Here is a 22322-nt window from a genome sequence, read left to right as displayed (position 1 = left end):
GGCGTGGCGGGGGTCGGGCCGGCGGGCGGGGCGGCGGCGGGCGGCGCGGCGGCCATACCGAGCTTCGCCTCCAGCGCGGCCACGCGGGCGGCCAGGGCGGTGCTCTCCTCGCGGGCGCGGCGGGCCACCTCCAGCGCGGCGTCCAGGTCCTCGCGCTTCACCAGCTCGAGCCGCTGCACCATCATCTCCACCTGGGAGCGGGCCATCGCCTCCACCTCGGCGCGCAGCCCCGAGACCATGGAGAAGGCACCGCCGGCCAGGCCGGCGAGATCGTCGAAAAGGCGGCCGCGGCGGCCAGGGCCATTGCCGGCGCCGCTCTCAGAACCCGATTCCATCATCCACTCTCCTTGTTGCGGCGCCTGCGGGCTCCTGGCCCGTGCCGGCGGCTCGCGCCTTTTGGATCGACCGGGGCGGTTGCCGGGGCCGGCGCACGCCGCCTATACCCGGCCCGCCCGGCGGGCGACCATTCCCCCCGCTGGTCCATCGTCGCGGAAGGCTCGCGCATGTATCTGGTCACTGGCGGTGCCGGTTTCATCGGCTCCAACCTCGTCGCGGCACTTTGCGAACGGGGGGCGGAGGTGCTGGTCTGCGACCGGCTGCGCAGCGGCGAGCCGGGCCGGGAGAAGTGGCGCAACCTGGCGCACCACCCGATCGCCGGCATCCTGCCGCCCGAGAAGCTGTGGGACTGGCTGGAGGACGCGCCGCGCCCCGAGATGATCTTCCATCTCGGCGCCATCAGCGACACCACGGTGCGCGACGGCGACCTGGTGGCCGAGAACAACCTCTCCCTCACGCTGCGCCTCTTCGCCTGGTGCGCCGAGCACGGGGTGCGGCTGGTCTATGCCTCCTCCGCCGCCACCTATGGCGACGGCGCGCTGGGCTTCGACGACGACGCCTCCCCCGCGGCGCTGGCCGCGCTGCGGCCGCTCAACCTCTATGGCTGGTCGAAGCACGCGACGGACCGGCGCGTGGCCGACCTGCTGGCGCGCGGCCGCGCCGCGCCGCCGCAATGGGCCGGGCTGAAGTTCTTCAACGTCTATGGCCCGAACGAGCACCACAAGGGCCGCATGGCCAGCGTGGTGCTGCACAAGTTCCGCCAGATCATGACCGGCGCCCCCGCCACCCTCTTCAAGTCGGACCGCGAGGGCATCGCCGATGGCGAGCAGCTGCGCGACTTCGTGCATGTGGACGACTGCGTGGAGGTGATGCTCTGGCTGCTGGACAACCCGCAGGCCAGCGGGCTGTTCAACGTCGGCACCGGCACGGCGCGCAGCTTCCTCGACCTGACGCGGGCGGTCTATGCCGCGCTGGACCGGACGCCGGAGATCGCCTTCATCGAGATGCCGGTCGATCTGGTGGGCAAGTACCAGTACTTCACCCAGGCGCGGATGGAGCGGCTGCGCGCGGCCGGCTTCACCGGCGCCGCCACCGGGCTGGAGGACGGGGTGCGGCGCTACGTGCAGGACTTCCTCACCCGCCCCGACCCGTATCGCTGAAGGCGGCGCCCGGATGCTCCTCGCCCTGCCCTTCCCCGCCATCGACCCGGTGCTGATCGAGATCGGCCCGCTGGCGATCCGCTGGTACGCGCTGGCCTACATCGCCGGCATCATCCTGGGCTGGCGGCTGATGCGCCGGCTGGTGGCGCTGCCGCCGGTGGCCGCCTCGGCCGAGCAGGTGGACGATTTCGTCACCTGGGCGGTGCTTGGCGTCATCCTCGGCGGCCGGCTCGGCTACGTGCTGTTCTACCAGACGGACCACTACCTCTCGGCGCCGTGGGAGGCGTTCTACCTCTGGCGCGGCGGCATGTCCTTCCATGGCGGCGCGGCGGGGGTGATCCTGGCGCTGGTGCTGTTCTGCCGCCGCCACGGCCTCTCCATCCGCCGCTTCGGCGACCGGCTGACGGCGGTGGTGCCGATCGGCCTGTTCTTCGGGCGGCTGGCCAACTTCATCAATGGCGAGCTGTGGGGCCGCGTCTCGGACGTGCCCTGGGCCATGGTCTTCCCGCATGGCGGGCCGGAGCCGCGCCACCCCAGCCAGCTCTACCAGGCGGCGATGGAGGGGCTCTGCCTGTTCGTGCTGCTGCAGGTGCTGGTGCGCATCCCCGCCATCCGGGCGCGGCGCGGCTTCACCGCCGGCGCCTTCCTGGCCGGCTACGGCGTGGCGCGCATCGTCGGCGAGCTGTTCCGCCAGCCGGACGCGCAGCTCGGCTTCCTGTGGGGCGGCGCCACCATGGGGCAGCTCCTCTCCATCCCGATGGTGCTGGCCGGCCTCGCCCTGATGCTGCTCGCCCCGCGCGACAGGGTGGCCGCGGCGTGAGCGATCCCGCCCCGGAGGCCCCCGAGCGGCTGGACCGCTTCATGGCCCGCGCCGCCGCCGCCTACTATGCGGGGCGCGACCCCTTCGGCGCGCGGGGCGACTTCACCACCGCGCCCGAGATCAGCCAGGCCTTCGGCGAGTGCCTCGGCCTGTGGGCGGCGGTGCTGTGGCAGTCCATGGGCCGCCCGGCGCCGGTGCTGCTGGCCGAGGCCGGCCCGGGCCGCGGCACGCTGATGGCCGACGCCCTGCGCGCCATCGGCCAGGTGATGCCGGGCTTCCGCGCCGCGCTGCGGGTGCATCTGGTGGAGCAGAGCCCGGCGCTGCGCGCCGCCCAGGCCCGCGCCCTGGAGGCGCCGCTCGCCGGCGCCGCCGCCACTTGGCACGACGACCTCTCCACCCTGCCGGATGGCCCGCTGCTGCTGCTCGGCAACGAGTTCCTGGACGCGCTGCCGGTGCGGCAGTTCGTCCGCCGGGGCGCGGGCTGGGCCGAGCGCCATGTCCTGGCCGGCGCCTTCACCGAGCGCCCCGCCGGCCCGGTGGCCGGGCTGGAGCTGCCCGATTCGGCGCCGGAGGGCGCGGTGCAGGAGGTCTCCGAGGCGGCGCGCGGCCTCGTGGCCAGGCTGGCGGCGCGGCTGGCGGCGCAGGGCGGCGCCGCGCTGTTCCTGGACTACGGCCCCGCCGCCTCCGGGCTGGGCGATTCGCTGCAGGCGCTCATCGGCCACCGCGCCGCCGACCCGCTGGGCCCGCCGGGCAGCGCCGACATCACCGCGCATGTCGATTTCGCCGCCCTCGCCCGCGCCGCCCGCGCCGCCGGCGCGGCGGTGCACGGCCCGGTGCCGCAGGGCCTGTTCCTGCAATCGCTCGGGCTGGTGACGCGGGCGGCCATGCTGGCCCGCGCCGCCCCCGCCTCGGCGGGCCACCAGCTCTCCGCCGCGCAGCGGCTGATCGCCCCGGAAGGCATGGGGCGGTTGTTCAAGGCGCTGGCGATCTGCCACCCTGACCTGCCCCCACCGCCGGGCTTCGAGGCCGCATGACCGCCGAATTCCTCTCCACCGACCTCTTCGCCGGCCTGCCGCACGGCTTCTTCACCCGCCGCGGCGGTGTCTCGAAAGGCGGCTTCGCCACGCTGAACTGCTCCCTCTCGGGGCAGGACGACGCGGCGGCGGTGGCCACGAACCGCGCCCGCGCCATGGACGCGCTGGGCCTGCCGGCCGGCGCCCTCTCCGGCGCGCACCAGGTGCATGGCGTGGCCGTGGCCGTGGTCGGCCAGCCCATCCCGAACGAGGCCCGCCCGACGGCGGACGCGCTGGTGACCGACCGCCCCGGCCTGGCGCTCGGCGTCGTCACCGCCGATTGCGGCCCGGTGCTGTTCGCGGACATGGAGGCGGGGGTGGTGGGCGCGGCCCATGCCGGCTGGCGCGGCGCCGTCGCCGGCATCCTGGAGGAGACGCTGCTGGCCATGGAGCGGCTGGGCGCCAGCCGCCACGCCATCACCGCCGTGGTCGGCCCCTGCATCCGCCAGGATTCCTACGAGGTGGGGAATGACCTGCGCGACGCCGTGCTGGCGCGCGAGGCGGCCGATTCGCGCTTCTTCGTCGCCGGGCGGCGCGAGGCGCACTGGCAGTTCGACCTCGCCGGCTATTGCGCGGCGCGGCTGGTGGCGGCAAGAACCGGCCGGGTGGCCGTGATCCCGGCCGACACCTGCGCCGAGCCGGACCGCTTCTTCAGCCACCGCCGCCGCACCCTGGCCGGCGAGGGCCCGATCGGCCACCAGCTCTCGGCCATCGCCCTGCCCGCCTGATCCGAACCTCCGGAAGGGCCAACCCCATGCCCTACATGGTGATCTTCCTGCTGCTCCTCGTCCTGACCATGCTGGTGTCCTGCTTTGCGCTGGTCTGAGGGCGCCCGCGCCTGGCTGGCGCCGCTGCTGGCGCCGCTGCTGCTGCTGGCCGCCTGCGCCGACCTGCAGCCCTTCCGGGGCAATCCGGGGGCCGAGGCGCGGCGGCTGGCGCGGCCGCCCGCCTACCGCATCGCCGTGCCCACCCCGACCGAGGCGCTGCTGACCGATGCCGGGGCGGAGCGCTTCGCCGAGACCCTGGCCGAGGCGCTGCGCGCGGCGGAGGTGCCGGCCGCGGCCACGCCCGTGCAGCCGCTGGACTGGCCGCTGGTCGTCACCGCCCGGCGCGAGGGCAGCCGCCTGCTGCCCCGCTACGAGCTGTTCGACGCCGATGGCACCTCGATCGGCGTCACCGAGGGCGGCCCCGCCCCGCTGCGCGGCTGGGGCATGGAGGAGGCGTCGGTGTTCCGCGAGGTGGCGACGCGCGACGCCCCCGGCGTGGCCACGCTGCTGGAGGCGGTGGAGGCCTCGCGCAAGGCCAGCGACCCGGCGGCGCTGGCCGGGCGCGGCCCGCTGCGAATCCGCCTGGCCGGCGTGAAGGGCGCGCCGGGCGACGGCAACCGCAGCCTGCGCAACCGCCTGGGCGAGTTCCTCACCCGCCTCGGCTACCTGCCGCAGGACCAGGCGGAGGGCGCCACCTACGCCGTGCAGGCCGAGGTGCAGGCGGTGCCGGCGCCGGGCGACAAGCAGCGCATCGAGCTGCAATGGATCGTCAGCCGGCGCGACGGCTACGAGCTGGGCCGGGTGGTGCAGATCAACGAGGTGCCGCGCGGCTCGCTCAACGGGCTGTGGGGCGACGTGGCCTATGTGGCGGCCGAGCAGGCGGCCAGCGGCATCCGCGAGGTGCTGCAGAACGCCGCCCAGCCGGAGCTGGACGAGGCCACACCGCCGCCGCGGCCACCGCCCGAGGCGCACCGGGGCGCCAGGGCGGAGGCCGCCCCGGCCCGCTGAGAGGGGCACGGCGACGGGGTGAGGATTTGCACGCCAGCCATGCCAAAGGCCTGGCGACGATAGACACGAGGCTGTCACGTTGCTACCACGCGGCCCGTTCCTCGCCGGGCCCGACTTTCCCCTGGGTCCGCTGCCCGGAGATGCCGCGCCCCATGAAGATCGTCGCCTGCAACAGCAACCGCCCGCTCGCCGAGGCGGTGGCCGCCGCGCTGAACCTGCCGCTGACACAGGCCTCCATACGCCGCTTCGCGGATATGGAGGTGTTCGTGGAGATCCACGAGAATATCCGCGGCGAGGATGTGTTCGTGGTGCAGAGCACCTCCTACCCCGCCAATGACAACCTGATGGAGCTGCTGATCACGCTGGACGCGCTGAAGCGCAGCTCCGCCCGGCGCGTCACGGCCGTCATCCCCTATTTCGGCTATGCGCGGCAGGACCGGAAGTCCGGCCCCCGCACGCCGATCAGCGCCAAGCTGGTGGCCAACCTCATCACCGAGGCCGGCGCCGACCGCGTGCTGACGCTCGACCTGCATGCCGGGCAGATCCAGGGCTTCTTCGACATCCCGGTGGACAACCTCTTCGCCGCCCCCCTCTTCGCGCGCGACATCCTGGAGCGCTACAAGGGCCGCGACCTGATGGTGGTCAGCCCCGATGTCGGCGGCGTGGTGCGGGCGCGGGCCATCGCCGCCCGGCTGCACACCGACCTCGCCATCATCGACAAGCGCCGCCCCCGCGCCGGCGTCTCCGAGGTGATGAACGTCATCGGCGACGTCGAGGGGCGGGACTGCATCCTGGTGGACGACATCGTCGACTCGGGCGGCACGCTGTGCAACGCGGCGGACGCGCTGCTGAAGAACGGCGCCAAGTCGGTCAGCGTCTATGTGACGCATGGCGTGTTCTCGGGCGGGGCGGTGGCCCGCATCGGCGCCGCCAGCATCGAGCAGATGGTGGTGACGGACAGCATCCAGGCGACCGAGGCGGTGCGCGTCTCCTCCAACATCCGCCAGCTCACCATCGCGCCGCTGCTGGCCGAGGCGATGCGCCGCATCTCCGAGGAAAGCTCGGTCTCCACCCTGTTCAACTGAGCGCGCGGGCGGATTTCACGGTCCGCCCCGCCTCGGCGCCATCCTCGCCCGTGCGCCGAGACCGGCGGGGTTGCGCCGGTGCCCGGCCTCCTCGCGCGGGCGCCCTGCCGGCGGCGGCGGGGCGGGCCGGAAATTCACCGGCCCCGGCTTGCGCGCCCGCGCCCTGCCGCCGATCCTCCGGGCCGACCCCGTCCAGAACCGGAACCCGGCCACCATGAAGCTCCACTACTCCCCCGGCGCCTGCTCGCTCGGCATCCACGTCCTGCTCGAGGAGATCGGCCAGCCCTTCGAGGCGGTGCGCTCCCCCATCAAGGAAGGCGCGCTGCAGACGCCCGAGTTCAAGGCGCTGAACCCGAAGGGCAAGGTGCCCACCCTGGTGCGCGACGACGGCTCGGTGCTGACGCAGTACACCGCCATCGCCTTCTGGCTGGCCGCCAGCAACCCCGCCGCCGGCCTGCTGCCGGCCGATGCCGAGGGCCAGGCCCGCGCCCTCGAGGCGATGGACTTCGTCACCGGCACCATCCACCCGCAGGGCTTCTCGCGCCTGTTCAATCAGGCCCGCTTCGCCCCCAGCGAGGCCGACCACCCGAAGGTGAAGGAGCAGGGCACCGCCCTCGCCGCCAAGGGCTTCGCCGACATGGACGCCACCTGGAAGGGGGCCGAGTGGGTGCTGCCCTCCGGCTACTCGGTGGCCGATTCGGCGCTGTTCTTCGTCGAGTTCTGGGCGGTGAAGCGGATGGGCATGACCCTGCCGCCGCGGCTGCAGGCGCATTACGAGCGGATGCTGGCCCGCCCCGCCGTGCAGCGCGCCATGGCCACCGAGGGCCTCGCCTGATGGCCGGGGGCGGCCGCCTCACCCGCGAAGCCTTCTGGTTCCTCCGCCATGGCGAGACGGACTGGAACGCGCGCGGCCTCTCCCAGGGCAATGTGGACATCCCGCTGAACTCCATCGGCATCGCCCAGGCGGAGCGGGCGGCGCAGGCGCTGCTGGAAGGCCAGGCGGGGCGGGAGATCGCCACCATCGTGGCCTCCCCCCTCGGCCGCGCGCGGGACACGGCCGAGGCGGTGGCCCGGGCGCTGGGCCTGCCGGTCGAGGTCCACGACGCGCTGCGCGAGGTCTCCTTCGGCGTGCAGGAGGGCCAGCCCATGGCCGGCTGGTTCGACGACTGGGTGGAGGGCCGCTTCACCCCCGAGGGCGCCGAGAGCTTCGCCCAGCTGCGGGACCGCACCGTGGCCGCCATCAATCACTGCCTCTCCCGCCCCGGCCCGGTGCTGGTGGTGGCGCATGGCGCGCTGTGGCGCGCCTTCCGCGCCGAGGCGGGGCTGCCGGCCAATGTGCGCACGCCCAACGCCCTGCCGATGTGGGTGACGCCCCCCGCCGCCGGCGGCGAGGCCTGGGCCTTCGACCCGCTGGCCATGCCCTGAGCGGCGGCGCCGCGGGCGGATTCCGCTGCCAGCGGCGGCGGCGCCGGCGCTGCGGGCGATTCCCCTGCCCGGGACGCCGGCGAATGATTGCCTCCCGGCACCAAATGCCCTATTCCCCGCCCCGCGCTGGCACCCCTGGAGGCCAGCGCAACTGTTTTCGGGCATGGGCCCGGGGGCGGGATTGGGCAGGCGCCCCGGCAGGGCCGGCGCGGCGCCACAGAGCAAGCGGAGCACGGACACATGGTCCAGACCATTCGGATCGAGGCCGAGGCGCGCGAGTTGGCCGGTAAGGGGGCGGCGCGCGCGACTCGGAGGACGGGGCGCGTCCCCGCGGTCATCTACGGCGCGAAGCAGGAGGCGACGCTGCTGTCGCTCGACCCGCGCGACGTGATGAAGGAGCTGCACAAGGGCGGCTGGCAGTCGCACCTCTACGAGGTGGCTGTGAACGGCACGACCGAGCGCTGCCTGATGCGCGACGTGCAGTTCCACCCCGTGAAGGACATCCCCCTGCACGTGGACTTCCAGCGCCTGGCCCCCGGCCAGCTGATCCGCGTGAAGGTGCCGGTGGTGTTCCTGAACGAGGAGAGCGCGCCGGGCATCAAGGAGGGTGGCGTGCTGAACGTCGTCCGCCGCGAGGTCGAGGTGCTGTCCGACCCCGACCAGGTGCCGGACCAGTTCGAGATCGACATGGGCGCCGCCGCCATCGGCGACAGCCTGCGCTGGTCCAACGTGGCGGACGTCAAGGGCACCCAGCCGGTGATCGTCGGCCGTGACTTCGTGGTGGCCACCATCGCGCCGCCGACGGTCGAGGAGGAGGTGGTCGTGGCCGCCCCTGTCGCCGCCGCCCCCGCGCCCGCCAAGGGCAAGGGCGGCAAGGCCGCGCCGAAGAAGTAAGGCAGGGGTTCTGGCGTGCTGCTCTGGGTCGGCCTCGGCAATCCCGAACCGGGTCAGGCGCGGCACCGCCACAACATCGGCTTCATGGCGCTCGACGCCATCGCCCGCCGCCACGGCTTCACGCCGTGGCGGCAACGCTACAAGGGCCTGCTGGCCGAGGGCAGCATCGCCGGCCAGAAGCTGCTGCTGCTGAAGCCGCAGACCTACATGAACCTCTCGGGCGATTCGGTGCAGGCCGCCGCCGCCTTCCACAAGATCCCGCCCGCCAGCGTCACCGCCTTCCACGACGAGCTCGACCTCGCCCCCGGCCGCATCCGGGTGAAGAAGGGTGGCGGCGCCGCCGGGCATAACGGGCTGCGCGACATGGACCGCAAGCTGGGCACGCCGGACTACTGGCGCGTGCGCCTCGGCATCGGCCATCCCGGCATGAAGGAGAAGGTGACCGGCCACGTGCTGGGCAACTTCGCCAAGGTGGACACCTGGCTGGAACCCATGCTGGATGCAGTGGCGGAGGCCGCGCCCCTGCTGGCCAAAGGCGAGCCGGAAGCCTTCATGACCCGCGTGGCCCTGCTGACCCAGGAGAGCTGAGAATGGCGATGGAAGACGCTGCCGCCGACCTGGCCGCCGAGTTCGGCGGCCCCGGCCCGGAGGATCTGGCGAACGGCGCCGCCGCGCTGGCCGCCGGCCTGCTGGCCCAGGCGCACAGCCTGGCGGGCACCGCCGCCGCGCTGGAGACCAGCGACACCGGCCACCAGGGCGCGATCGAGGCCGCCGCCGCCCGCGCCGCCCTGGCGCAGGCCATGGCGCAGGCCGTCTCCGGGGCGGTGGGCCCGGCGCGCGCCGAGCTGATCCGCGCCGCCGCGCAGTCGCTCGACGTGTCGCTCGGTGGCGCGGTGACGCAGCTGCGCGCCGCCGCCCTGGCGCTGCCGACGGACGACGCCGCCGCCCGCATCGCCGCCGCCCAGATCGCCGGCGAGATCGCCGCCGCACTGGGCTGAGGCACCCCCCGCGCCCGGGGCGGCGCTTCCGCGCCCTGGGCCAGGGGAGCGGGCTGCGCGGGATCGCGGGCCGCATGGTGGGCCGGGTGCCCGAACGGGCGCAGCCGCCCATGCGGCGAAGCCAAGCCGGCCGAGGCCGGCGCCGGCGAATGAGGGCGCCCCTGCACCGCAGGGGCGCGCATACAAAGAGGACCTGACATGGGCTTCAACTGCGGGATCGTCGGCCTGCCGAATGTCGGCAAGTCCACCCTGTTCAACGCGCTGACGCAGACCGCGGCGGCCCAGGCCGCCAACTATCCCTTCTGCACCATCGAGCCGAATGTCGGCCGCGTCGCGGTGCCGGACCGGCGGCTCGACACCATCGCCAGGATCGGCAAGTCGGCCAAGATCGTGCCGACCAGCCTGGAGTTCGTGGACATCGCGGGCCTGGTGCGCGGCGCCTCGCGCGGCGAGGGCCTGGGCAACCAGTTCCTCGGCAACATCCGCGAGACGGATGCCATCGTGCACGTGCTGCGCTGCTTCGAGGATGGCGACGTCACCCATGTCGAGGGCAGCGTGGACCCGATCCGCGACGCCGACACCATCGAGACCGAGCTGATGCTGGCCGACATGGACAGCCTGGAGAAGCGCCAGCTCGGCCTGCAGAAGCGCGCCCGCGGCGGCGACAAGGAGGCGGCCGGCCAGCTCACGCTGATCGAGCCGATCCTGGCCGGGCTGCGCGACGGCCGCCCCGCCCGCGCCTCCATCCCGAAGGGGGAGGAGGAGGCGGCGAAGCGCCTCCAGCTGCTCACCTCCAAGCCGGTGCTCTACGTCTGCAACGTCGAGGAAGGCGCGGCCGGCAGCGGCAACGCGCACAGCGAGAAGGTGTTCGCCCGCGCCGCGGCCGAGGGCGCCAAGGCGGTGGTGGTCTCCGCCGCCATCGAGGCCGAGATCAGCCAGATGGACGCGGCCGACCGGGGCGAGTTCCTGGAAGGGCTGGGCCTGTCCGATTCCGGGCTGGATCGCGTCATCGCCGCCGGCTACGGGCTGCTCGGCCTGCTGACCTACTTCACCGTGGGGCCGAAGGAGGCGCGCGCCTGGACCATCACCCGCGGCATGAAGGCGCCGCAGGCCGCTGGCGTCATCCATGGCGATTTCGAGCGCGGCTTCATCGCCGCCGAGACCATCGCCTATGACGACTACGTGGCGCTCGGCGGCGAGCAGGGCGCCAAGGAAGCCGGCAAGATGCGGGTGGAAGGCAAGGAATACGTCGTCAAGGACGGCGACATCCTGCTGTTCCGCTTCAACGTCTGAGAACGGCGGGGTGGAGCGTCCACCCCGCTTTTTCACTCTATGGTCGTGAAAGGCAGGGCGATAGAGTGGCCCGCCGGCCCTGCACAACCGGCCAATGACAAGGCCGGCGCCCGCCCGTGGATCTGCACCTACCCACCCTGCTCTCTGTTGGCACGCTGCTCAGCCTGACCATCGGGCTGATGTGGCTGGTGCTTTCCTTCGACCGGCACCGGGCGCCGGGGCTGCGGGAATGGGGGCTGGCGGTTCTCGGCGTCGGCCTGTCGGCGCTGCTGGTGGGGCTGCGCGGCCATCTGCCGGACCGTGTCTCGATCGATCTCGGCAATGCGCTGACGCTGCTCTCCCTCGGCCTCGCCTGGATCGGCGTCCGCCGCTTCGACCAGCGCCGCACCCCGTTCTGGCTGATGCTGCTGCCGCTCCTGGCCTGGCTCGGCCTGCGCCAGCTGCCCGGCCTGACCGAGACGCGGGAGATGCGCGTCATCATCATGTCGCTGCTGACGGCGCCGCTGAGCCTCGGCATCGCCTGGGAGTTCTGGCGCGACCGGGCGGAGCACCGCCTGTTCCGCACCCTTCTCAGCCTCAGCTTCGCCCTGCAAGGCGTGCTGGTGCTGCTGCGCGTGCCGGTGGCGCTGGCGCAGCCGGAATGGCACGCCGGCCCCGAGCTGCCGCAGCGCCTGTGGTTCAGCCTGGTGCTGGTGCAGGGCATGCTGCACTGCGTTTTCACCAGCTTCTGCCTGATGGCGCTGTTCCGGGCGCGCGGCGAGCAGCGCGCCCTGGCCGCCTCCGCCGCCGCGCGCGAGGCGGCGGAGGCCTCCAACGCCGCCAAGTCCCGCTTCCTGGCGCGGATGAGCCACGAGCTGCGCACCCCGCTCAACGGCGTGCTCGGCATGGCGCAGATCCTGGGCGCGCGGGACGACCTGCCCGGCCCGGCGCGCGAGGAGGTGGCGGTGATCAACCGCGCCGGCCGCCACCTGCTGGCGCTGGTAAACGACGTGCTGGACCTCGCCCAGGTGGAGGCCGGCCGCCTCACCCTGGCGCGGGAGCCGGTGCCGCTGCGCGCCCTGCTGGAAGGCGCGCTGGAGCTGCTGCGCCCCGAGGCGTCGGGCAAGTCGGTCGCCCTGCGGCTGGAGCTGGAGCCCGGCTGCCCCGAGGCGGTGCTGGGCGATGCGCGGCGGCTGCGGCAGGTGCTGCTGAACCTCGCCGGCAATGCCGTGAAGTTCACCCCCCGGGGCGGCTGGGTGCGGCTCTCGGTACGGGCGGTGGAGGACGGGCTGCGGCTGGAGGTGCTGGACACCGGCCCCGGCATCCCGGCGGCGCAGCGGGCCCAGCTCTTCCGCGACTTCAGCCGCCTCACCGCGCTGGAGGCCGAGGGGCATGGCCTCGGCCTCGCCATCACCGATGGGCTGGTGCAGGCCATGGGCGGGCGGATCGGCGTTCTGCCGGGGCCGGAGGGGCGCGGCAGCCTTTTCTGGGCCGAGCTGCCGCTGCCGCCGGCGGCGTTGCCGGCGGCCCCGGCGCAGGCGGGGGCGATGCCGCACATGCTGCCCCTGGCCACGCCGCTGCGCATCCTGGTGGTGGACGACGTGCCGCTGAACCGCATGGTGGCGCAGACCATGCTGCGCCAGGCCGGGCACAGCGTGGCCGAGGCCGCCAGCGGCGAGGCGGCGCTGGCCCACCTGCAGGCTTGCCCGGTCGACCTCGTGCTGCTCGACCTGCAGATGCAGGGCATGGACGGGCTGGAGACCACCCGCCGCATCCGCGCCGAGGAGGCGCGCCGGCCGGGCGGCGGGCGCATCGCCATCCTGGGGCTTTCCGGCACCGATGCCAGGGAGGGATGGCCGGACTGCCTGCAGGCGGGCATGGATGGCTACCTGCCCAAGCCGTTGCAGCGCGAGGCCCTGCTGCGGGCGTTGCGCGCCCTGCGCCGCCAGGATGCCCTGCCCGCGCGGGCGGCGGCCCTGGGCTGAGCACGAGGCCGGCGGGCCAGAGCCTTTTCCGTTCGCGCTGGCTCACGGAAAAGGCTCCGGCTCATTGTTTTCACGAGCATCTTCACGCGACCGGGCGAAGCGGCCTGCTCGCGATCCGACCTAGAGCGCCCGGGCGTGCGTGGCGTCCGCCGCCGTGACGGCGCGGAAGCCGTGGCGGGCGTAGAAGGCGGCCGCCGCCTCCGTCTCCGTCCGCAGCCGCAGGGTGTGGAAGCGGCCCTCCGCCAGCCCGAGCAGGCGCCCGACCAGCGCGGAGGCGATGCCGCGGCGGCGGGCGGCCGGGCGGACATAGAGGTGCCGCAGCCGCCCGGTTCCCGCATCCGCCGCATAGGGGTCGCGGTTGAGGCCGCACACCGCCAGCAGGACGCCCGCCTCGCAGGCGCCCAGCAGCGCCTCCCCAGGGCCGTCGAAGCGGTTTGTCCGGTCCTGCCATTCCCGCGCCAGCCGGCCGATGAAGCGGAAGCCCTCGGCGGCGGCCTCGGCCCGCAGCGCCTCCAGCCCGGGCGGAAGGTCCGGCAGCCGGATGATGCGGGGCGCCGCGCTCATGCCGGCCGCCTCCTGCTTCACCCCGCCCCATCCTTCCCCGCCTCTTCCTGGCGGGCGCCGTCGAGCAGGGCGCGGCGGCGCGCCTCGGCCTCCGCCTCGCGCGCGCGCTCGGCCGGGGTGCGGCCGAACTTCACCCGGTTGGCGGCGGCCTGCTTCGCCTCGGCGGCGCGGGCGGCGGCCTTCCTGTGCCGGTTCAGGTTGACGATCTCTGCCATCGGCGGAGGATAGACCGCCCCGCCCACAGGAGGAATGCGCCCATGCAGATCGAACTCACCGCCGCCGACGGCCACCGCCTCTCCGCCTGGTGCACGGGGCCGGAGGATGCACGGCAGGCGCTCGTCGTCGTGCAGGAGATCTTCGGCGTGAACCGCCACATGCGGCACGTGGCCGAGGGCTTCGCGCGGCAGGGCTTCCGCGTCGTCTGCCCGGCGCTGTTCGACCGCGCCGAGCGCGGCGCCGAACTCGGCTACGCGCCGGAGGACGTGCAGCGCGGCCTGGCCCTGCGCGGCGCCATCGACCCGGCCGACACGCTGCGCGACATTGAGGCCGCCGCCGCCGCCCTGCCCCAGGGCGCCGCGCGCGGCATCATCGGCTATTGCTGGGGCGGCACCGTCGCCTGGCACGGCGCCACCCGCAGCCGCGCCTTCCAGGCGGCCATCGGCTACTATGGCGGCGGCATCGCCGCGGCGCGGGAGGAGGTGCCCCACTGCCCGGTGCAGCTCCATTTCGGCGAGGCGGACAAGGGCATCCCGCTCACCGACGTGGAGGCCATCCGCGCCGCCCGGCCGGAGGTGGAGGTGTTCGTCTACCCCGGCGCGCAGCACGGCTTCGCCTGCGAGGAACGCGCCTCCTACAGCCCGGCCGATACCATCCTGGCGGAGCAGCGGAGCCTGGGGTTCTTTGCGAAGCATCTGAAGTAGGAAAAGGCCGGGGGAAGGAATTCCCCCGGACCCCCATCTTCTTTCTGCAAGTCTACTCCGCCGGGGCGGGCGCGGCTTGCCACACCTCGGGGCGCAGCTCCTCCCGGCGGTCGGGGAAGAACAGGGCGCAGAGCAGCGTCACGCCGGAGAAGCCGGCCAGCACCAGCAGCGCCATGTCGAGCCGCCCCGTCGCCTCGTGCAGCAGGCCGATCAGCGGCGAGGCGGCGGCGGCGCCGAGGAAGCCCACGAAGAAGCGGATGGAATAGAGCCGCACCCGCAGCGGCGGCGCGATGTAGCGCGCCGTCATCGTCTCATTCACCGTCACCTGGCCGAAGATCGAGGCTGCCAGCGCCGCGGCCAGCGGCAGCACCATCCAGCCCTCGGCGAAGGACAGCGCCAGCATCGCCGGCACCTGCACCAGCGCCATCGGCAGGAACACCCGCTTCAGCGTCATCCGGTCGATCATCCGCCCCACGGTGAACTGCGTCAGCCCGCCGCAGATCGTCACGATGAAGGCCAGCGCGCCGATCACCGGCAGCAGATCCGGGCTGCCGGCCAGCCGCTCCTCCATCAGCTTCGGCAGCAGCAGGGTGAAGGCGTTGAACACCAGCCCCGACACGGCGGCGATGGAGAGCAGCACCACCACCGCCCGCCGCACCACCGCCGGCGGAATGGCGGGGAACGGCTTCGCCGCGCCGCGCGCCGTGGCCATGTCGATGGCCGGCTCGCGCGCATACAGCACGCCCACCACCACGCAGAGCAGCCCCGGCACCAGGAAGGCCCAGCGCCAGCCGAGGGTGGCCACCAGGAAGGCCGTCAGCACCGGCGCCGTCGCCACGCCGAGATTGCCGAACACGCCGTTCAGCCCGACCGCGCGCCCAACCTTCTCGCCCGCCGCCTCCACCAGCATGGCGGTGCCGACGGGGTGGTAGATGGCCGAGAAGGCGCCCATGCCGGCCAGCGCCACCGCCATCCACAGCGGCGAGGGGGCGAGCCCCGCCAGCGCCATGCAGCCGCCCGTGCCGAGGAAGAAGGCCAGCATCAGGGCGCGGCGCCCGAAGCGCGCGGCCAGCCAGCCCATCGGCAGAGAGCCCACGCCGTAGAGCACGAACATGCCGGTGCCGAGCGCCAGGATCGGGCCGTACTCGGTTCCGAAGCGCGCGGGCTCCTGCTGCACCAGCCCCAGCACGGCGGTGGCCAGGATCAGCAGGCTGAAATGGGTGGCGCTGTGCGCCGCGTTGATGAAGGCGATCTGCCGCGTGGCGGGGTGCAGGGACATGGCGTTGGCGTTCCGGTCTTGCCGTTCTTGCCCGGAAGGATAGCCTGGCTGGAAACCGACATCCGGCCAGATCATGTCGCCAAGCCGCCAAATGCCCACCTACATCATCCCCTCGCGCGACCTGCCGCAGGACGCGGTGGACCGCCCGCTGGCCGGCTTCCGGCGCGACTATGCCGATGGCGGCCGCACCCCGCGCCATGCCCACCGCCGCGTGCAGCTCATCTATGCCAGCCAGGGCGTCATGCGCATCACCACGGACGCGGCGGGCTATGTCGTGCCGGCGGGCCGCGCGCTGTGGGTGCCGGCCGGGCTGCCGCACGCCGTGGCCACGCAGGGCGTGGTGGCGATGCGCGCGCTGTTCCTGCGCGAGGACGCGGCGCGGCACGGCCCGCCCGGCGTGGCGGTGCTGGCCGTCTCGCCCCTGCTGCGGGAGCTGATCCTGGCCGCCTGCGAGGAGCCGCCCGAATGGGACCCGGAGGGCCGCGCCGGCCACCTCGCCGCGCTGATCCTGGACGAGATCCGCCGCGCCCCCACCCTGCCGCTCGGCGTGCCGCAGCCGCGCGACCCGCGCCTGCTGCGCCTGGCCGAGGCGCTGCACGCCCGCCCCGACAGCGGCCTGACCCTGGAAGGCTGGGCCGCCGAGGTGGGCGCCAGCGCCCGCACCCTCTCCCGCCTGTTCCGCGCCGAGACGGGGATGAGCTTCGGCGCCTGGCGGCAGCACTGGCGCCTGGCCGAGGCGGCGGCGCTGCTGGAGCGGGGCGTGCCGCCGGCCCGCGCCGCGGCGCTGGTGGGCTATGCCAGCGCGCCGGCCTTCGGCGCCGCCTACCGCGCCGCCTTCGGCGTCACGCCCGGCCGGGCACGACAGGAAGGGACACGCTGGGAAGGTCTGGGGCAGCAGGCGCCCACCGCCCAGGAATTGCATGATGTCGGCAACCTGCCGAGGCAAGCCTGAGAAGACTCATCCAAGCCTTCACCAGATGCGCACGCCACCGCTTCGATCGCGGCGCTCAACTGCGCCTTCTCGATCCTGCTTACCTGCCGGCCTGTTCGCTTCGCCCGGATGTCTGGCCAGGTGATAGGCCCTTCCATCCATCTTGCCTCAATCCAGAACCGGTATAAGTTCAGACTAATTTTTCAATTTTTCGTAGAAAGCGTCCAAGCTGCCGTTATGCCCTTTTCCAATTCAATAAAGACGTTTTCCTGGCCTTTGGCCGCTACCGACGGTTTGCGGGGGCACTGAACGGTGCTGTGGCAGATTCTACACGCGGCCCTCTCCAATCCGCTTAACAGCCTCTTCACGAGCGTGACGCTAGGCCTCGCGGCCTGCGCCATGCTGGGTGTCTTCCTCCGCTCCGGACCCCTGCACCGGCTGAGCGGCGCGGCGCCCGGTCTGCTCACCGCCATTGGCGTGCTGGGCACTTTCGTCGGCATCCTCGTCGGCCTCATCGGCTTCGACGTGTCGGACATCTCGCGCAGCGTGCCGCAATTGCTGGAAGGCATGAAGACAGCCTTCGTCACCAGCGTCTTTGGCATGGGTAGCGGGATTGTCGTGAAGCTGGCCTCTGAACTGGCGGCCCGCGGCGAGGGCGCGGACGAGCCAAAAGGGGTGGAGGACGTGCTCTCGGCGCTCGGTGCGTTGCGTCAGGAGGAGGTGCAGACCCGGCAGGATCTGGCTGGCGCCCTTGAGAGAATGCGGCTGGCGCTCACTGGCGATGCTGAAAGCAGCCTTGTGACGCAGCTCCAGCGCCTGCGCAACGATGTCACGGACGAGATCAAGGTAAGCAGGCAGGCTCATGCAGAGGTAATCTCGGCAATTTCCGCCGAGATCCAGAAAATCTCCACGACACTTACGGAAAGCACCTCCAAGGCCATCATTGAGGCGTTGGAGGGTTCGATACGAGACTTTAACCAAAAGATTACCGAGCAATTTGGTGACAACTTTAAACAACTGAACATCGCGGTAGGCCGCCTTCTGGAATGGCAGGAGAATTACCGCCAGCAGATGCAGGCCAATGCTGAGGCGCTGCGGGAAGGGGCCGATGGCCTCCAGGCCGCCCGTGCCGGCCTGGAGGCCATCGGCGGCCAGGCGGCCGCGCTGGTCAGGGCAGCCAGCGACATGCAGCATCTCCTCGATGGCCTGGGCAACACCAAAGCCGAGCTGGATGCACGTCTGCAGAGCTTTCAGCAAATGGCCCAGGCGGCCATCGCCGCCATGCCCATTATTCAAGTGCGCATCGAGGAACTCACCAGCGGCTTCGCCACGCAGGTCGAGGCCGCCACCCGGCAGGTCAGCCTCATGGCGGACAGCCTGCGGCAGGAGAGCGAGCGGTTCGTCGGAGCCGTAGGGGAGGCTTCCAGCCGCAGCAATGCCGCAGCGGCCGAGGCGGCGGCGGAACAGCGGAAGATGCTGGGCGAACTGTCCCAGGGCTATGGCAGGATGCGGGAGGATGCCGCCGCCATTGGCGCCGACCTGCGCCACGCCATCGAGGCCGCTGGCGATGCCTTGCGCGCATCGCTTAGGGATTCGCAGGCAGAGCTGCAACAGACCTCGGCCGAGCATATCCGTGCCATCGCACAGCAATTGCAGAACACGACCAACGACGAGTTCCGCCGCATAGCCATCGGCCTAGACGATCAGGTCAAGCAGCTGGACGACGCGATGAAGAAGGAGCTGGAGCGGGCCCTGACGGCGCTTGGGTCGCAGCTTGTCTCCCTCACCGGGCAGTTCGTCGAGGACTACAGCGTTCTGACACGGAGGATGCGCGAGGCGGTGAACGACATGCGGAACGACGCCGCATGAGCTCCGGCCTGTTCCGCCCCCGCCCGAAGCGCGGAGATGATGGAGAGCACTGGCTGACCGTCTCCGACCTGATGTCGGGACTGATGGTGATCTTCCTCTTTGTGGCGGTCACCTACCTGCAACCCTTGGCAAGTCAGGCCGAGAAGCTGAGGGATTCGAACTCCGACCTCTCAGCAGCCCGCGAGCGAATCCGGGATATCGTGGTGGCATTCAGCGAGGACGAGGAGAAGATCGCACAGGAGCTGGAGCGGGAACTGGCGGCGGACCTGCCACGCTGGGGCGCCGAATTGGATCGCCCGACACTGACCATACGCTTCCGCGCCCCCGACCTGCTCTTCGAGCAAGGCGAGGCACGGCTGACGGCCCAGTTCCGGCGCCTACTGGACGAGTTCCTTCCGCGCTACCTCAGCATCCTCCATTCCAATGCCCAGAGCATCGAGGAGGTCCGCATCGAAGGGCACACCTCGAGCGAGTGGCGTGGCGCCGCCGGCGCGGCTGATGCCTTCTTTCGCAACATGGACCTGTCGCAGCAGAGGACCCGTGCCGTGCTGGAGGTCATCCTGACCGCGCGCGGGCTTGAGGCCTTCCGCGGCTGGGCCCAGAGGACCGTTACCGCCAACGGCATGTCGTCGGCACGGCCCGTCATGCGGGCCGGCATGTCCTGGGTGGAGGACCCGGACCGCTCCCGCCGCGTCGAGTTCCGCGTTGTCACCCGCGCACGGGAGCGCATTATGCGGGTTCTGGAGGAGGTGAAGCCGTGAAGCTGGAATTCAGCTTCGAAGCGCTGGACCACCTGCGCCAGCGTATGGGGGCGAGGCTGAGGCCTTGGCGAGCGGACATCAGCCTCGAGAAACTTGCGGACCTGCCCTTCCCCTCAGATGTCGAGGTGGAAACCAGCGACCTTGGAACCCTCCAGGTCGGCGAGGCCAAAACCATCCTTCGAGATGGGCAGCGGGTCTTCCTGTACATCCGGGAGTTCAATGTAGCGGCGGGCAGCTTCGACGAAGCCTGCGCGGACCCCTCCAATCTGCGGAAGTTCCATGTCGTCTGGTGCAAAGCCCTCCTGCAAATGAAGGCGGAGGGTAGGTTTGCCAGATACATTTCCAGCGACAAGGTCGACACCCCTTTCGGAGTTGCCTTGCATCTGCAGAACGGGGACTGGGCTTGCGGCGAGACTGAATTGCATGTCTGCAGGTTTTGCCTCGCCGAAACAAATTGGGAAGACTATCAGGCCTCCACCGCTCAGAGGCGGGCGGAAATTGTCAAGAGATTCTCTCGCCGGCGTTTCCTGGAGACGAATCACACCCGGTTCGCGGAAATTCCTGAAAAGACAGACCGGGATGCCCCCGTCGCCGGTTATGCGGAAGACTGGAAGGACCGCTCCCATCAGTACCGGGCCATGATGCAGTATCGTTGCGAGGATTGCGGGGTGGATTGCAGCAGCCGCAGGCACCTTCTGGATACACACCACCTGAACGGCGTGAAGAATGACAACCGCAACAACAATCTAAGGGCATTGTGCAAGGTCTGCCACGGGAAACGCCACCCAAATTGGTACAAAATTTCAGAGCAAGACAGGAACTCCCTCGAGGCTCTTCGGCAGGAGCAGGCCCGCGCAGGACGTTGAGGCTGCCCGCAGACAGAGCAGGGATAGAAGGTTTCCCGGCCGGAGATCCGTACTTTTGGCAGTTCGCCGAAACCATGCCGGAACGGCTGATGCGGGGCCTGGGCCAAGCCTGGCGAATTTCTCTATCCGCCGGGCCGCTTCACTCATGCTCTGTCCCCGCTTGGCGCCTGAGTGGCCGCGCTGGAAAAAAGCGCTGCCCCACTTGCATCCGGTCTTCCCCGTCCGAGCGATTGCGGCAATCTCCCGCGCCATGCGCTGTCTCCCGCCGCTGCTCGCCACCTTCCTCGCCGCCCTCCTGGCCACTCCCGCCGCCCTGCCGGTGGCGGCGCAGGACCTGCCGCTGCATGGCGGGCCGGTGCGCGCCCTGGCCATGGCGGCCGATGGCGGCCGCATCGCCTCGGGCGGGTTCGACCAGGCGGTGATGCTCTGGCCGCCGGACCTCTCCCGCCCGCTCTCCGTCACCCGCTGGCACGGGCAGGCGGTGCAGGCGCTGGCGGCGCTGCCGGGCGGCGGCTTCGCCAGCGGCGGCGCCGATGGCCGCATCGCCCTCTGGCCCGCCGCGGGCGGCGCCACCCCCGCCCGCGTGCTGGAGGGGCATGGCAGCGCCATCGCCGCCCTGGCCGCGCGCGGGGCCTGGCTCCTCTCCGCCAGCTGGGACGGCACGGCGCGGCTCTGGCCGCTGGCCGGCGGCGCGCCGCGCGTGCTGGAGGGCCATGAAGGGCAGGTGACGGGCGCCGCCTTCCGCGCCGATGGCCTGCCGGTGACGGCGGGCGCCGACGGCACGCTGCGCGGCTGGCCCGCCGATGGCCCGCCCCGGCTGCTGGCCACCTATGGCCTGCCGCAGACCGCCCTGCTCGCCCTGCCCGACGGCACCCTGGCCAGCGCCGGGGTGGATGGTGCCATCCGCCTGCTCGGCCCCGCCGGGCGGGAGCGGCGGCTGCAGGCCGGCTCCTCCCCCCTCGCCGCCCTGGCCGCCACGCCGGATGGCGCGCTGCTGGCCGCCGCCGGGCCGGGGGGCGGCGTCTTCGTCTGGTCGCTGCCGGAGGGGCGGCTGCGGCACAGCCTGCCCTCGGCGGGGCAGCCCGTCTGGGCGCTGGCCTTCGCGCCGGATGGCACCCGCCTCTGCGCCGCCGGCGCCGAGCGCCGCCTGGCCGCCTTCGACATGGCGAGCGGCGCGGCCCTCGGCGCCGAGCCCGCCCCGCCGCCCGAGCGCGTGGCGGGGCTCGACCTGCACGGCGCCCGCGTGTTCCGCGCCTGCGGTGCCTGCCACAGCCTGACGGCGCCGCCCGAGGGGCAGGCGGACCTGAAGGCGGGGCCCCATCTGGCCGGGCTGTTCGGCCGCCGCATGGGCAGCATCGCCGGCTATGCGTATTCCGAGCGCCTGTCCCGTGGCGACATCGTCTGGACGAAGGAGACGGTGGCCGATCTCTTCACCCGCGGCCCCGACGTGGTGACGCCGGGGACGCGGATGCCGGTGCAGACCATCGGCGATGACGACGACATGGCGGCGCTGCTGCGCTTCCTCGAACAGGCGACGAAGGACTGAACCCATGCATGACCCCGTGCGCGCCGCGATCCAGGACGAGCCGGGCGCCGCGATCGGTGCCGCCGGCTATGTCGCCCTGCCCGCCGAGGCGGCGCGGGCGCTGTTCGACCCCGAGGGCACCGCGCTCTCCGGCCCGGCCTGGGCCGAGTTCGCGCGGAGCTGGGAGGCGCTGGAGCCGGACGCCCACATGGCCGATGGCGGCCGCTACCGGCTGCGCCGCCACGCCGTGTTCCGCCTGCGCGCGGGCGACCCGGCGCTGGCGCGCGCGCCGCACCAGCCGCACTACCAGGGGCTGGAGTTCAACGCGCTCAATGGCGGGGTGCAGCGCTGGTTCGCGCCGGTGACGGAGGCGGCCGCCGCCAGCCCCGCCTTGGCGGCGCTGCTGCGCGGCGCCCGCGCGGTGTTCGACGGCGTGGCGCCGGGGCGGGACTGGCATGTGGAGATGCACCAGTTCCGCATCCAGGCCCGGCCCGACGAGGCCGGCAAGCCGACGCCCGAGGGCATGCACCGCGACGGCGTGGACTATGTTCTGGTGGCGCTGATCGGCCGCGAGAACGTGGCGGGCGGCGAGACCGGCATCCGCGTGGACGGCCAGCCGGGCGAGCGGAGCTTCACCCTCTCCGCCCCGCTCGACACGGTGCTGCTGGACGACCACCGCGTCTGGCATGGCGTGACGCCGATCGCGCCGCTCGACCCGGCGCGGCCTGGGCACCGGGACGTGCTGGTGCTGACCTTCCGGGCGGCCTGATCCGGCAGAAAGAAG

At 72.4% G+C, this 22322-nt stretch carries 24 protein-coding genes; 20 read left to right on the top strand and 4 right to left on the bottom strand.

Translation table 11 applies throughout. From position 1 onward, the window contains the following. Nucleotides 1–335 (bottom strand): accessory factor UbiK family protein (locus ACFOY6_RS10140; RefSeq protein ID WP_379650494.1); only part of this gene is annotated, 335 nt, incomplete at its 3' end. Nucleotides 336–503: 168 nt separating this feature from the next. Between ACFOY6_RS10140 and rfaD the strand changes: the two genes are divergently transcribed. The 13 genes from rfaD (at nucleotide 504) to ACFOY6_RS10075 (ending at nucleotide 12823) form a co-directional block, all read left to right on the top strand. Continuing rightward, nucleotides 504–1496, top strand: coding sequence for an ADP-glyceromanno-heptose 6-epimerase (rfaD, locus tag ACFOY6_RS10135; protein ID WP_109516531.1), 993 nt, complete (start codon nucleotides 504–506; stop codon nucleotides 1494–1496). A gap of 13 nt (nucleotides 1497–1509) precedes the next feature. Next, nucleotides 1510–2316, top strand: a complete 807-nt coding sequence (lgt, locus tag ACFOY6_RS10130; protein WP_379635574.1) for a prolipoprotein diacylglyceryl transferase — start codon at nucleotides 1510–1512, stop codon at nucleotides 2314–2316. Nucleotides 2317–2357: 41 nt separating this feature from the next. After that, on the top strand, nucleotides 2358–3350 hold the full coding sequence (locus ACFOY6_RS10125) for a class I SAM-dependent methyltransferase (RefSeq protein WP_379650498.1): 993 nt from the start codon (nucleotides 2358–2360) through the stop codon (nucleotides 3348–3350). Then, nucleotides 3347–4117: a peptidoglycan editing factor PgeF gene (gene pgeF, locus ACFOY6_RS10120; protein ID WP_379650491.1), complete on the top strand. Its 771-nt coding sequence runs from the start codon at nucleotides 3347–3349 to the stop codon at nucleotides 4115–4117. Before ACFOY6_RS10125 ends, pgeF begins: the two co-directional genes overlap by 4 nt. Before the next feature lie 84 nt (nucleotides 4118–4201). After that, entirely contained in the window at nucleotides 4202–5164 is a 963-nt protein-coding gene (locus tag ACFOY6_RS10115; RefSeq protein WP_379650489.1) for a hypothetical protein, read from the top strand. Between the two features lie 152 nt (nucleotides 5165–5316). Then, the gene (locus tag ACFOY6_RS10110) at nucleotides 5317–6249 is read left to right on the top strand and encodes a ribose-phosphate pyrophosphokinase (RefSeq protein ID WP_109516527.1); all 933 of its coding nucleotides are present in this window, start codon (nucleotides 5317–5319) and stop codon (nucleotides 6247–6249) included. Between the two features lie 214 nt (nucleotides 6250–6463). Beyond that, nucleotides 6464–7084: a glutathione S-transferase family protein gene (locus tag ACFOY6_RS10105; protein ID WP_379650487.1), complete on the top strand. Its 621-nt coding sequence runs from the start codon at nucleotides 6464–6466 to the stop codon at nucleotides 7082–7084. Beyond that, entirely contained in the window at nucleotides 7084–7674 is a 591-nt protein-coding gene (locus ACFOY6_RS10100) for a histidine phosphatase family protein (RefSeq protein WP_379650485.1), read from the top strand. The genes ACFOY6_RS10105 and ACFOY6_RS10100 overlap by 1 nt, the downstream gene beginning before the upstream one ends. Before the next feature lie 240 nt (nucleotides 7675–7914). Further along, nucleotides 7915–8568 (top strand): 50S ribosomal protein L25/general stress protein Ctc, encoded by a 654-nt coding sequence (locus ACFOY6_RS10095; protein ID WP_379650483.1) that lies wholly within the window; start codon nucleotides 7915–7917, stop codon nucleotides 8566–8568. A 15-nt stretch (nucleotides 8569–8583) separates the two neighbouring features. Further along, on the top strand, nucleotides 8584–9156 hold the full coding sequence (pth, locus tag ACFOY6_RS10090) for an aminoacyl-tRNA hydrolase (RefSeq protein WP_379650481.1): 573 nt from the start codon (nucleotides 8584–8586) through the stop codon (nucleotides 9154–9156). Between the two features lie 2 nt (nucleotides 9157–9158). Further along, nucleotides 9159–9566, top strand: coding sequence for a hypothetical protein (locus tag ACFOY6_RS10085; protein WP_379650480.1), 408 nt, complete (start codon nucleotides 9159–9161; stop codon nucleotides 9564–9566). A 198-nt stretch (nucleotides 9567–9764) separates the two neighbouring features. Continuing rightward, nucleotides 9765–10859: a redox-regulated ATPase YchF gene (ychF, locus tag ACFOY6_RS10080; RefSeq protein WP_109516522.1), complete on the top strand. Its 1095-nt coding sequence runs from the start codon at nucleotides 9765–9767 to the stop codon at nucleotides 10857–10859. 116 nt (nucleotides 10860–10975) lie between these two features. Next, a complete protein-coding gene (locus ACFOY6_RS10075; RefSeq protein ID WP_379650477.1) occupies nucleotides 10976–12823 on the top strand; it encodes a response regulator in 1848 nt (615 codons plus the stop codon). A gap of 120 nt (nucleotides 12824–12943) precedes the next feature. Here the strand turns inward: ACFOY6_RS10075 and ACFOY6_RS10070 are convergent, their stop codons facing one another. Further along, nucleotides 12944–13387, bottom strand: a complete 444-nt coding sequence (locus ACFOY6_RS10070; RefSeq protein WP_379635586.1) for a GNAT family N-acetyltransferase — start codon at nucleotides 13385–13387, stop codon at nucleotides 12944–12946. Between the two features lie 17 nt (nucleotides 13388–13404). After that, nucleotides 13405–13602: a DUF4169 family protein gene (locus ACFOY6_RS10065; protein ID WP_109516721.1), complete on the bottom strand. Its 198-nt coding sequence runs from the start codon at nucleotides 13600–13602 to the stop codon at nucleotides 13405–13407. Between the two features lie 42 nt (nucleotides 13603–13644). On the opposite strand from ACFOY6_RS10065, the gene ACFOY6_RS10060 reads away from it, so the two are divergent. Continuing rightward, a complete protein-coding gene (locus ACFOY6_RS10060; RefSeq protein ID WP_109516520.1) occupies nucleotides 13645–14307 on the top strand; it encodes a dienelactone hydrolase family protein in 663 nt (220 codons plus the stop codon). Between the two features lie 52 nt (nucleotides 14308–14359). Here ACFOY6_RS10060 and ACFOY6_RS10055 read toward each other — a convergent pair whose 3' ends face one another. Next, on the bottom strand, nucleotides 14360–15586 hold the full coding sequence (locus ACFOY6_RS10055; protein WP_379635590.1) for an MFS transporter: 1227 nt from the start codon (nucleotides 15584–15586) through the stop codon (nucleotides 14360–14362). A 91-nt stretch (nucleotides 15587–15677) separates the two neighbouring features. Between ACFOY6_RS10055 and ACFOY6_RS10050 the strand changes: the two genes are divergently transcribed. The 6 genes from ACFOY6_RS10050 (at nucleotide 15678) to ACFOY6_RS10025 (ending at nucleotide 22307) form a co-directional block, all read left to right on the top strand. Beyond that, a complete protein-coding gene (locus ACFOY6_RS10050; protein WP_379650474.1) occupies nucleotides 15678–16538 on the top strand; it encodes an AraC family transcriptional regulator in 861 nt (286 codons plus the stop codon). A gap of 291 nt (nucleotides 16539–16829) precedes the next feature. After that, nucleotides 16830–18386 (top strand): hypothetical protein, encoded by a 1557-nt coding sequence (locus ACFOY6_RS10045; protein ID WP_379650472.1) that lies wholly within the window; start codon nucleotides 16830–16832, stop codon nucleotides 18384–18386. Beyond that, the gene (locus tag ACFOY6_RS10040) at nucleotides 18383–19147 is read left to right on the top strand and encodes an OmpA family protein (RefSeq protein ID WP_379635595.1); all 765 of its coding nucleotides are present in this window, start codon (nucleotides 18383–18385) and stop codon (nucleotides 19145–19147) included. The genes ACFOY6_RS10045 and ACFOY6_RS10040 overlap by 4 nt, the downstream gene beginning before the upstream one ends. Next, complete coding sequence (locus tag ACFOY6_RS10035) at nucleotides 19144–20013, top strand: HNH endonuclease signature motif containing protein (RefSeq protein ID WP_379635597.1); 870 nt, start codon at nucleotides 19144–19146, stop codon at nucleotides 20011–20013. Before ACFOY6_RS10040 ends, ACFOY6_RS10035 begins: the two co-directional genes overlap by 4 nt. Nucleotides 20014–20263: 250 nt before the next feature. After that, nucleotides 20264–21559, top strand: coding sequence for a c-type cytochrome (locus ACFOY6_RS10030; protein WP_379650470.1), 1296 nt, complete (start codon nucleotides 20264–20266; stop codon nucleotides 21557–21559). A gap of 4 nt (nucleotides 21560–21563) precedes the next feature. Continuing rightward, the gene (locus ACFOY6_RS10025; RefSeq protein ID WP_379635599.1) at nucleotides 21564–22307 is read left to right on the top strand and encodes a 2OG-Fe dioxygenase family protein; all 744 of its coding nucleotides are present in this window, start codon (nucleotides 21564–21566) and stop codon (nucleotides 22305–22307) included. The last annotated feature ends 15 nt before the right edge of the window (nucleotides 22308–22322 follow it).

The organism is Teichococcus aestuarii (assembly GCF_042651065.1).
In the GTDB taxonomy this organism is placed as follows: Bacteria; Pseudomonadota; Alphaproteobacteria; order Acetobacterales; family Acetobacteraceae; genus Pseudoroseomonas; species Pseudoroseomonas aestuarii.
Note: the sequence above shows the minus strand (reverse complement) of the source record. Positions and strands in the feature narration are given on the sequence as shown.